Origin of the sequence: Marinimicrobium sp. UBA4509 (assembly GCF_002388575.1) — a bacterium.
Lineage (GTDB): Bacteria > Pseudomonadota > Gammaproteobacteria > Pseudomonadales > Cellvibrionaceae > Marinimicrobium > Marinimicrobium koreense.
Map to the genome: position 1 here is coordinate 8,482 of NZ_DGMV01000012.1, position 11,085 is coordinate 19,566.

At 55.3% G+C, this 11,085-nt stretch carries 6 protein-coding genes; 3 read left to right on the forward strand and 3 right to left on the reverse strand.

Annotated elements, in window-relative coordinates:
• The 3 genes from B3520_RS01565 to B3520_RS01575 all read right to left on the reverse strand — a co-directional run.
• The coding region (locus B3520_RS01565) for a glycoside hydrolase family 32 protein (protein WP_286875177.1) at window positions 1–1,038 on the reverse strand (1,038 nt) is incomplete at its 3' end.
• Between the two features lie 45 nt (window positions 1,039–1,083).
• A complete protein-coding gene (locus tag B3520_RS01570; protein WP_286805367.1) occupies window positions 1,084–2,481 on the reverse strand; it encodes a sugar porter family MFS transporter in 1,398 nt (465 codons plus the stop codon).
• Between the two features lie 86 nt (window positions 2,482–2,567).
• Entirely contained in the window at window positions 2,568–3,494 is a 927-nt protein-coding gene (locus tag B3520_RS01575) for an ROK family protein (RefSeq protein ID WP_286805369.1), read from the reverse strand.
• Between the two features lie 392 nt (window positions 3,495–3,886).
• Between B3520_RS01575 and B3520_RS01580 the strand changes: the two genes are divergently transcribed.
• The 3 genes from B3520_RS01580 to B3520_RS01590 form a co-directional block, all read left to right on the forward strand.
• Complete coding sequence (locus B3520_RS01580; RefSeq protein WP_286805371.1) at window positions 3,887–6,802, forward strand: SusC/RagA family TonB-linked outer membrane protein; 2,916 nt, start codon at window positions 3,887–3,889, stop codon at window positions 6,800–6,802.
• Window positions 6,803–6,851: 49 nt separating this feature from the next.
• On the forward strand, window positions 6,852–8,576 hold the full coding sequence (locus tag B3520_RS01585; protein ID WP_286805373.1) for a RagB/SusD family nutrient uptake outer membrane protein: 1,725 nt from the start codon (window positions 6,852–6,854) through the stop codon (window positions 8,574–8,576).
• A 632-nt stretch (window positions 8,577–9,208) separates the two neighbouring features.
• A partial coding sequence (locus B3520_RS01590; RefSeq protein WP_286875178.1) for a TonB-dependent receptor plug domain-containing protein occupies window positions 9,209–11,085 on the forward strand: 1,877 nt, incomplete at its 3' end.

The window sequence follows — 11,085 nt, forward strand, 5'->3', positions numbered from 1 at the left end:
CTGCGCATACTGCCAGTTATTCATCCAGCCGACCCAAATACGGCGTCCGTCTTCTTCCGGCACGTCGGACCAGGAAACGGCGGCGTAAAAGTCCTTACCGTAGTCCACCCACTGGTGCGGGCCGGATTCGCTCTCGGGCATGGCATCTTCATCGGGGATGAACTGCTTGCCATCAAACTCGCCCACAAAGTAGAGGCCACCGGAGCCCCCGGCCACAGAGCCTTCCTCGCCCGCACCCAGGTCCACTTCCAGCACCCATTTGCGTTTGTCTTCATCGCCGTCAATCGGCAGAGCAAACAGATCCGGGCATTCCCAGATGCCCAGCTCGGATCCCGGGGATTCGAAATGGCTCAGGAAGGTCCAATCCTTCAGGTTGGGTGAGCTGTAAAAGGCGATCTTGTAGTCAGTCGACAAGGCCACCACCATGATCCACTGCTCGCTCTCTTCGTGCCAGATCACTTTCGGGTCACGGAAGTTCTCCATGCCTTCATCCAGCACCGGGTTGCCCGCATACTTGGTCCAGGTGCGACCGTTATCCAGGCTGTAGGCCAGTTGCTGATCCTGCCCCTTTTCCGGTTCCTGTTTGTGGCCGGTATAGATGGCCACCATCGGTGGGTTGTCCTTGGTGCCGAAGCCGGAGGTGTTGTGATGGTCCACCACAGCGCTGCCCGAGAAGATCATGTACTCCTCGTCTTCGGGAATGGCCACCTTCTGCTCTTCCCAATGCACCAGGTCTTTGCTGATGGCGTGACCCCAGCTCATGTGGCCCCATTTGTCGCCGTAGGGGTTGTACTGGTAGAACATGTGGTATTCACCGTTGTGGTATACCAGCCCGTTGGGGTCGTTCATCCAGTTCTCTTTTGGGGTGAAGTGGAACTGCGGACGGAACGTCTCCTGGTAAGGAGCCGTGGTTGCCGGACCGCTGGTTTCTGCTGACGCCGCGGTGTCGTTCGGTGTGCTGGTGGTGTTACTGCCAGTACAGCCGGCGACGGCCAGCGCCAGCGCGGAGGTCAGGGGAAGGGTGAATGTCTTGCGCATGGTAAACCTCGCTATACGATTTATGGTGATTGATTATTCGCTGATTCAGGCCGATGCGGCGGTTTTCGCGTTGTCGGGTGCGTTGTCGCGCACGTGTAGTGTGTACTCCAGATCTTCCAGTGATGTGCCTTTGGTTTCCGGCATGATTTTCCAGACAAACAGGAACTGCAGGACCATCATCAGACCGAAGAAAATAAACACCAGCCCGCCATTGCCGTCGGCAAACACCGGGAACAGCCAGGACACCGCGGCCGCCATGAACCAGTGGGTGAAACTGCCAAACGCCTGGCCTTTGGCTCGCACCCGGTTGGGGAAAATTTCCGAGATGAACACCCAGATGACGGCGCCCTGAGAGATGGCAAAGGCTGCAATAAAGCCTAGCAGACCGTAGAGCACCAGGCTGCCGGAGATTTCCTCGGCCATAAACTGGAAGCTGACCAGAAACAGCGAGGCGGCGGTACCGATGGAGCCGATGAACAGCAGGGGACGACGGCCGAGCTTGTCGATCATGAACAGGGCGATGACGGTGAACATGAAATTGGTGCCACCCACCAGAACCGCCTGCAGCAGGGATGCCTCGGTGCTGAATCCGGCGCTCTCAAAGATGCGGGGCGCGTAGTACATCAATGCGTTGATGCCCGAGAGCTGATTGAACATGGCAATGGCCCAGGCGCAGAAAATCGGGAACATATATTTGCGCTGGAACAGGCGGTCCGAAGCGCCGTTGTCGTTATCTTTCAGTGAACGTTCGATATCCGCCAGCTCCTGCTCGACGTTGGGCTCGCCCATTTTGACCAGAACGTCGTGGGCTTCAACGGTGCGACCTTTCTTGACCAACCAACGCGGGCTGTAGGGAATGAGGAACAGCAGGGCGAGGAACAGTGCCGCGGGTACCGCTTCGATACCCAGCATCCAGCGCCATGCCGTCGCATCGTCAATGGACAGGCCAATCACATAGTTGGACAGAAACGCCAGCAGAATGCCACCGACCACGTTCAACTGGTTGATTGCCACCAGCCGGCCGCGCATGGCGGCGGGGGAAATTTCCGCGATGTACATCGGTGCCACAACTGAGGCGGCACCCACCGCCAGGCCGCCGATCAGGCGATAGACCAGAAACTCGCCCCAGACCGTGGCCAGTGCGCTGCCCACGGCAGAGATGAAATACATTACTGCAATGACCATCAGAGAGCGCTTGCGGCCCAGCCAGTCGGCCGGTTTGCCCACGCTCAATGCGCCGATGACCGTACCGATCAGAGCGATGGCAACGGTAAAGCCCAGCCCGTTGCTGCTGAGTTCAAATTCCCGCTCCAGTGCACCGGTGGTGCCGGAAATGACGGCGGTATCAAAGCCGAACAGTAGCCCCCCGAGGGCGGCCACGATGGTGCTGAAAATGACAACTCGATGAGAACGGGGCGGTGCGGCCCCCGGTGAATGGTTCATGGTTACTACCTCGCTTGGATTATTGTTTGTGATTTTAAGGGAGCCATCGTGCGTGGGTCCTCTGTATTAATGAATGATCAGAGCCGTCAGCCGGCCGCGGTTGAAGTCCTCGAAGGCGCAATGGCCTGTGCCATCAATAGTGCACCGACTTCGCCCGCATGACCGCCGAGCTCGGGGGCCACAATATAGTCTTGCGGGTTTTTGGCAGCGCCACCGCAGGGGTAGCCATTGATATGGCCCTGAAAGCGCTGGTGAATTCGCGGGAACAGGTGGTCCTGCTTCATCACCCCGCCCCCGAGAATGATCCGCTGGGGGGAGTAGGTGACGGTCAGGTTCCAGCACAGGGCGGCCAGATAATCAGCCTGAATGTCCCACGCCTCGTGATCCTGGGGGAGGGTGTCGGCCTTCTGCTTCCAGCGCTTTTCAATCGCCGGGCCGGAGGCCAGGCCTTCGACACAGTCTCCATGAAAAGGGCAGGCGCCAGGAAAGGGGTCGACCTCCCGGTCATGGGGCAGAAGCATATGGCCGACCTCCGGGTGCATGGCACCCTTCACCGGCTGACCATTGGCAACGATGCCGGCGCCCACGCCCGTGCCGATGGTGACATACACATAGTCGTCCAGCCCCTGAGCAGCGCCCAGAGAACCTTCCCCCAGCGCGGAACCGTTGACGTCGGTATCAAAGGCCACCGGTACGCCCAAGGCTTTGGACAGCGTGCCCACCACATCGGTATTGGACCAATGCGCCTTGGGTGTGTCGGTGATGAAGCCGTATGTGGGGGAGTCCAGAGACAGGTCCACCGGACCAAAGCAGGCTACCCCGAGCGATGCGATGGCACCGTGCCGGGCCTGGGCCTGCTCAAAAAACTGGATGGCGGCACCGAGGGTTTCATCCGGGCGGGTCGTCGGAAAGCTGGCGCGCTCCAGAATCTCCGTCGGAGAGCGACCCAGCACACAATTGAACTTGGTGCCGCCGGCTTCGATGCCCGCATACAGGCAGGGTAGTGACTTCACGTTGATTCTCGCTCTTATTAGGTTTACTGAATAGCGGCATGCGCCTATTTCGATTAAGTAAATCACGGTTAAATATAAGTGTCAATACTGGGGTTATTTGAAATTATATGATTTTAGGCTTATTAAATGGCAGTTATATCCCCAATTATTATTAACACAAGGTTAATAAAATAGTTGAAATGAGGTAAATCATTCTGTAATTTAGAGGGTCAGGGCCTGGGGGTGTGACGACGCTCAAGCCTTAATAGATTTTGAGTATAAGAAGGTTTTCCCCGATAACGCATGGCTATTCGACCGGTGTCAGGCAGGGGTAAAGAGGAGTCGCACCAAGCGTTTCCCTACAGACCGTTTACCAAGACCAAGCTTCAACAATAAATAAGAGGATGCACTCTATGAACAAGTCACTATTTACCTTGAGCGCGCTGGCGTGCGCCATAACGCCGGGGCTGGCTTATGGCCAGGATGGCAGTGAGCCCACGCTCCAGCCGCTGGAAGAAGTGGTGGTCACCGGCTACAGCACCACCGAAGAGAAGAAACTGCTCGGTGCAGTGAATGCGGTGAACCTGGACGATGTTCAGGATCTGCCCTCCGGCAACATCATGCAAAACCTTCAGGGGCGACTCCCAGGGGTGCAGATCACCTCAAACGGTAACCCTAATCCATCCTCTCGCGTGCGTATTCGGGGGCAGGGTATTGGCGGCCTTGGTTTCAATGACCCGCTCTACGTGATTGATGGCGTGCCAACCACCAAAGGCATGCATGAGCTGAACCCCAACGATATTGCCTCCATCCAGGTCCTGCGGGACGCGGCGACCGGCAGCGTCTACGGTGCCCGAGCTGCCAACGGTGTCATCGTGATCACCACCAAGAAGGGTTCTGACGCGGAAGGTGTTCAAGTCAAGCTCAATCAGTCTTATCAGGATTACTCCTATGACCTGAACCCTCTGAATACTCAGCAGCGGGCCCGTGCCGTATTTCAGGCAGCCGTCAATGATGGTACTGATCCGAATAACGCCAGCCCCCTGTATACCTATGACTGGAATGGCGACTACGCCAACCCGGAGCTGAGTGAAATCCGTTTGCCGGAGTACCTTGATTCGGCACAGACCATGCGGCCGGCGAATACCAATTGGTTTGACGCTGTGACCCGCACCGCGAAGGTCAGTGACCTTCATGTCTCCATGGGCAATGCATCGGATAACTCCAATGTGTATGCCTCTTTTGGTTACTACAATGCACAGGGTGTAGTGGATGAATCCGAGTTTGAGCGTCTGGCGTTTCGTGTCAACTCCAGTCTCGACTTTCTTGATGGGGACGTAACCATTGGCGAGAACTTCACCTTTACCAACCAAGTGTCCAATAAGGTCAACGATCTGGCAGAAGGTGTGCTCAACCTTTCTATCGAGCAGCAGTCCATTGTTCCGATTCGTACGGAAGACGGTATGGGTTGGGGTGGCCCGGCAGCGGGCATTACCGACCGGGACAACCCGGTTCGTCTGATCGCAATGAACAAGGATAACGAGAACACCTACAATCGGGTGGTGGGTAACGCCTATGTAGAGTATCGGCCGCTGGATGATCTGATTCTTCGCTCCAACGTTGGTGTGGACTACGGACAGTTCTACTATCGCGATTACACTCGCGCATTTCAGGCGGGTAACCTCAACTTTGAGGACCAGCTGAGCACTATGCACAACTGGAATAAGACTCTGGTCTGGACCAATACGGCCGAGCAGAGCTGGGATTTTGACGGTGGTCACTTCCTGAAGGTTTTGGTGGGTGCGGAAACAGTTGACTTTGAAACCGAAGGATTCTCTGGCAGTAACCAGGGCTATGCATCGGATGATCGCGATTATGCCTTCCTGTCCCAGGGTACCTCTGGAACCGAAGTGGGCGGCTCCGGTGACGCCTGGAATATGCAGTCCTATTTCACTCAGATTGACTACGATTTTGAAGGTCGCTATCTGGCGTCTGTCACGGTACGGCGCGACGGTTCTTCCCGGTTTGGTGACAACAACCAGTACGGTACCTTCCCCGCCGTGTCTGCCGGTTGGTTTGTTTCTGATGAAGCCTTTTTCGATGTCGACTTTATCGACGAGCTGAAGCTGCGTGCAAGCTGGGGTGAAAACGGTAACCAGGAAATCGATACCCGGGCGACTTCCACCATCTACGAAAGCCGTTATGCGACGACCTCTCTGTTTACCACTCAGCAGGATGAGGGCACCGCGTACGACCTGAATGGTGCGGATACCGGCAACCTGCCGTCGGGCTTCGCCCGGGTGCAGATCGGTAACCCGGACCTGAAGTGGGAGACATCGGTACAGACCAACGTGGGTATCGATTTTGAAATGTTCGGTGGTTCCTTCTGGGGTTCACTGGACTGGTTCGACAAGACCACCGAAGATATTCTGACCCGCACCCAGCCTCTGGCAACTCAGGGTGAAGGCGCCTCCCAGATTGTTAATGGCGGTACCATCGAGAACTCCGGTTTCGAGCTGGTGCTGAACTATGCCAATGACTTCGAGATTGATGGCGTCGGTGTATTCAATTATGAGATCAGCGGTAACGTCTCAAGTGCCGAGAACGAGGTCATCTCACTGCCCGCCGACGTGGTGAACTCCTTCCCGGGTGATGGGCGTGACAAGACTATTCTCGGTCAGTCCATCAATGCGGTTTATGGTTACGTAGCTGACGGCTTGTTCCAGAATCAGGACGAAGTCGATGCTCATGCCACCCAGGGCGGCGCGGCACCAGGTCGAATTCGCTACTCCGATCTGAATGGCGATGGCGAAATCACCGAGGCTGACCAGACGTTTTTCACCACTTCCGATCCGGATCTGATTTATGGCGTGAACTTCAAGCTCGGCTATGAAAACTGGGACTTCAATATGTTCTGGCAGGGCGTTCACGGTGGGCAGATTCGCAACCATTGGCGCTTCTTCACCGACTTCACCTCGCTCAACGCCGGTTCTAACTATGGTGATCGCGTGCTGGGAGCCTGGAGCCCGGACAATACCGGCAGCAACGTGCCGGCGCTGACCTTGGTCGACAACAACAACGAGGCCCGTTCTTCCACCTTCTTCTGGGAAGATGCCTCCTACCTCAAGTTGCGTGACCTGTCAGTGGGTTACACCCCGTCGGATACCTTCTGGGGTGCCATTGGTGCCAGCACGGGTCGCTTCTATATTCAGGGGCAGAACCTGCTGACCATTACGCCGGACGGCACCCTGGCTCAGGACCCGGAAACGCCGGGAGCGACTTTCCCGATTCCGCGCAGCATCAATGTGGGTGTGAATGTCACCTTCTAAACCGGGACCCTATAACGAATTCAAATATTGAACAATTGAGGTTAACATCATGAATAAGACATATAAGTTAGCACTGTCCGCGGTGATGGCCTTTGCCATTACGGCGTGTGGCAGCGACTCTCTGGACGTTGAGCCGAAGTCGGCCCTGAGTGAAGATCAGGTAAAGACCGTTGATAACCTGGATGCGCTGGTGACGTCTGCCTACTCATATCTGGGCAACGACCACTACACCGCTCCAATGTACCTGTGGCCAACGGGGAACCTGCGTGCGGGCGATGCCCACAAGGGCGGTAACGGTGCGGCGGACATTTTCGCCTATCACGCTCTGTCACTGTACGAGCCTCTGGTGGCTGACGGTGAGTCCTTCCCACCGGATTTTATCGATCTGAACAACAAGAAGTGGGTGCGAGATTTCACGGGCATTTCCCGGGTGAATTCGGCGCTTCAGGTCATGAATGACGTGGATGTAAGTGTCTACCCGAACAAAGCAGCACGTCAGGCGGAACTTCGCTTTATCCGGGGTGTGTTCTATTTCGACCTTAAAATCCACTACGACCAGGTGCCCTGGATCGATGAAACCATGACTCCAGAGCAGGTGGAAACCGCGAGCAATGTGGATCTGACCTCGCAAGAGTTGTGGGACAAGATCGCTGCTGATTTCCGCTTTGGTGTGGAAAACCTGCCGTTGCCTCAGGATCAGGCGCAAGTGGGCCGGGCGGATCGTGATGCGGCGCGGGCCTACCTGGCCAAGACGCTTCTCTATCAGGCCTACGTGCAGGACGAGAACCACCAGGTGACCAGTATCGATTCCGACAACCTGGAAGAGGTGGTCAGTTTGGTCGATGACATTGAAGAAAATGGCCACTATGGACTGGTAAATGACTACGCGGAGAACTTCTTGTGGGAGTTCGAGAACAATCGCGAGTCCGTGTTTGAAATTCAGCGTTCCCGTGAAGATGGCAGCCCCGATGGCCGAGGCTCCTGGGGCGTGGCTCTGAATACCCCAATGGCCGGTGGTTTCGGGTGCTGTGGTTTCCATGTGCCGACCGAAAACTTTGTCAATGCCTTCAAAACCGGGGCTGATGGTCTACCCCTGTTTGATACCTTCAACGATGCCAATTACGACGCGTCCTCCGATATGGTTGACCCGCGCCTGGATCACACCGTAGGGATGGAAGACAAGCCGTTCAAATACGATGAAGATCTGATTATCGAAGATGGTGATTCCTGGGCGCGTAACCCAGCGACCTACGGTAATTTTGTGTCCATGAAAGAGTTGGAGCACCCGGACTGTGAGTGCCGTATGCAGAATGGTCCATTTACCGTGACCTCCAAAAATACGATTCTGGTTCGCTATGCCGATGTTCTGCTGTGGAAGGCCGAGGCACTGATTGAGCTGAATCGCGAAGACGAGGCACTGCCGATCATCAACCGGATTCGTCAGCGTGCAGCGGGCAGTACCGGTCGTCTCGGTAACAACTTCAGCATCTACAACATTGGCACCTACAGCGATTTTGCCGATCAGGACGAAGCCCGTCAGGCCTTGCGCTGGGAGCGTCGCCTGGAGCTGGGTCTGGAAGGGCATCGGTTCTTCGATCTGGTTCGTTGGGGGGTGGCCAAAGAAACGCTGGACACGTACCTGGAAGTCGAGCAGACGCGCAAAGAGTATCTGACCGATGCGGAGTTCACCGCCGGCAAGCATGAGTATATGCCGATCCCGCAGCAGCAGATTAACCTCAGTGGCGGTGCTTACCAGCAGAACCCGGGCTACTGAAACCGGGTGTTTTGAACACGTCCTGCGCCCGGCTCTCCGTGGTGCAGGACGCTCTCCAGCGTGTTGGGTGCTGGAGCTCTCCCAGGGAATGTCTCTCCCTATATTGGCACAACGTTAGTGCAGGCGCGGCCCTAAGGGGTCGCGCTTTTTTGTTTGAATGGTATTCCGGCGATAGCGAGAGTTATCATTCCGGAATCAATATCGTAAATTAATATATAACAGTGTGTTCATTATAACAGTAATTATAAAACCCTTTAAAAACAGAAGGTTGCAGTAATTATATTACATTATGGCCAAATCCTGTTATTTAATAAACGTGTTGAAATAAGTCGGGGAATTCTGTAAGTTGCTCTGCATGGAAGAAGCGGTAAAAGGCTAGGGATAAATTCAGGTCAATACCGGAAGCGGTCGTTCAGCTTTCAAAATAGAGCTCTCCTTTTATCTGGAGCCCGGCGAGTTGGGGTTGCAGGTAGTAGGGCAAACAATAAAAGTGTGAGCTATTATGAGTAAGTAATCTGTTGTTCTGCTCGGGCATGTAGTGTTCCCGTCGGCGCAATCCTCCTCTGATGTCCGCCATGGCCGGGCGGTTGACTCATATAGGCTCCTCATCACTAAGACATGTGAGGTGTAACGTGGATAAACAACCGGGTATCAAAAAAGCCCCTCTGGCTTCAGCCATCAAAATGGCTCTGGCGTCATCGTCAGTGCTGGCTTTGGCCTTTCCCTTCAGCGCTCAAGCTCAGCAACAGCCAGCCCTGGAAGAGATCCTGGTCACGGCCGCGGCCGGTGGTGGGCGATCCCAGATTGAAAGCTCCGTCGCGGTAACTGCTGTAAATACCGACGCCATTCAGGATTTTCAGCCCAGCTCCGAGTCGGAGGTGCTGCGGATGATTCCGGGGATTCAGGTGTCTGGTACCTCCGGGCCGGGCGGTAACGCCAATATCGCCGTACGTGGTCTTCCGGTCGCGACCGGCGGTTCGCCTTTTGTTCAGATTCAGGAAGATGGGTTGCCCACGGTCCTGTTTGGCGATATTCAGTTTGGCAACAATGACTACTGGACCCGCTTTGACGCATCGGTGGATAAGGTCGAAGGTATTCGTGGTGGTACGGCGGGAACCTACACCTCCCAGGCTCCTGGGGCGATCATCAACTACATCAGTAACTATGGTCAGGAGGAAGGTGGCTATATACAGGCGAACACCGGTTTGGGCTTTGATGAGAGTCGTATCGACTTTCGTTACGGTGGGCCCGCGAGCGACTCGGTCAACTACCACATCGGCGGTTTCGTTCGGCAAGGTGAAGGGCCGCTGGAAATTCCCTATGGAGCCAGCGATAGTGTTCAGATCAAAGGTAATATCACCAAGTACTTTGACGACAACCAGGGCTATATCCGGTTCTTGGGGAAGTTCGCGGATACTCAGGAAGCCAATTACACTGGCAGCCCGTTTCTCGGTAGTGTTAACGGCGACAAGGTGAGTAACATCAAGGCGTTTCCCGGCTTTGATGGCAGAGACCAGTCGAATTACTCTATCCTGAATAATCAGAACCAGATTGTGAACCGTGAGGGCGATCTGGAAACCGTTCCGATGAATGGCATTGCCACAAAAACTACGGCCATTGGTAATGAGCTCCAGTACGTCTTTACCGATAACCTTCGGGCCGAAAACAAAATGCGCTGGACCGAACAGAGCGGTACCTTCTACTCGCCGTTTCAGAACGTGGTTCGTGCCGATAGCGTGACCGGCTCAATGGTGAACGGCGCGACCGTCGGTGAAATCCGTTACGCCAACGGCCCGAATGCCGGTCAGTTGTATGACCGGGAGTATCTGGATAACGGCCCCAATGTGCACACCAATATGCGTGATGTGGGCAGCTTTGTGAATGACCTGACCCTGATTGGTGAGTATTGGCTGGGAGATGGTGATCTGACGGTACGTGCCGGCTATTTCCATATGAAGCAGGATATCGCCATGGATTGGCACATCAATCGGGCCTATACCGAAGTGAGTGGTGATAACCCGGCGATGCTGGACCTGTATGACGATGAAGGTAACTTGCTCACCGCCCGTGGTATTGCCGGGTTCAACGATAACTGGGGGGACTGCTGTTCCAGGGATTACGATCTTTCTTACACGAATACGGCACCCTATGTCGTGTTGGACTGGGAGAATGATCTGTTCATCTTTGATGTCAGTACCCGATTTGAGAACGTGAAATCCTCGGGATGGACGGTTGCCGGCTTGGTGACCGGCGATACCCCCGTGCAAACCACCGACTTCAACGGTGATCAGGTCACCGTGATGATTCCTACCATGGAGGCGCAGGGCGCTCGGGAAAATCTGGACTATGACACCAGCTATGAGAGTTGGACGGTGGGCGGTTTGTGGAAGGCGTCCAGGGATACCAGTCTGTTTGTACGTGCTTCCGAAGGCGGGCGTTTCAACGGGGATCGCCAGACCGTCAGTGGAAAAATCAATGCTGATGGTTCGCTGAATGAGTCAGGCCGAGG

Coding starts and splice junctions, on each gene's coding strand:
- B3520_RS01585 (WP_286805373.1), top strand. CDS start 6,852: ATGAATAAGACATATAAGTTAGCACTGTCCGCGGTGATGGCCTTTGCC.
- B3520_RS01570 (WP_286805367.1), bottom strand. CDS start 2,481: ATGAACCATTCACCGGGGGCCGCACCGCCCCGTTCTCATCGAGTTGTC.
- B3520_RS01580 (WP_286805371.1), top strand. CDS start 3,887: ATGAACAAGTCACTATTTACCTTGAGCGCGCTGGCGTGCGCCATAACG.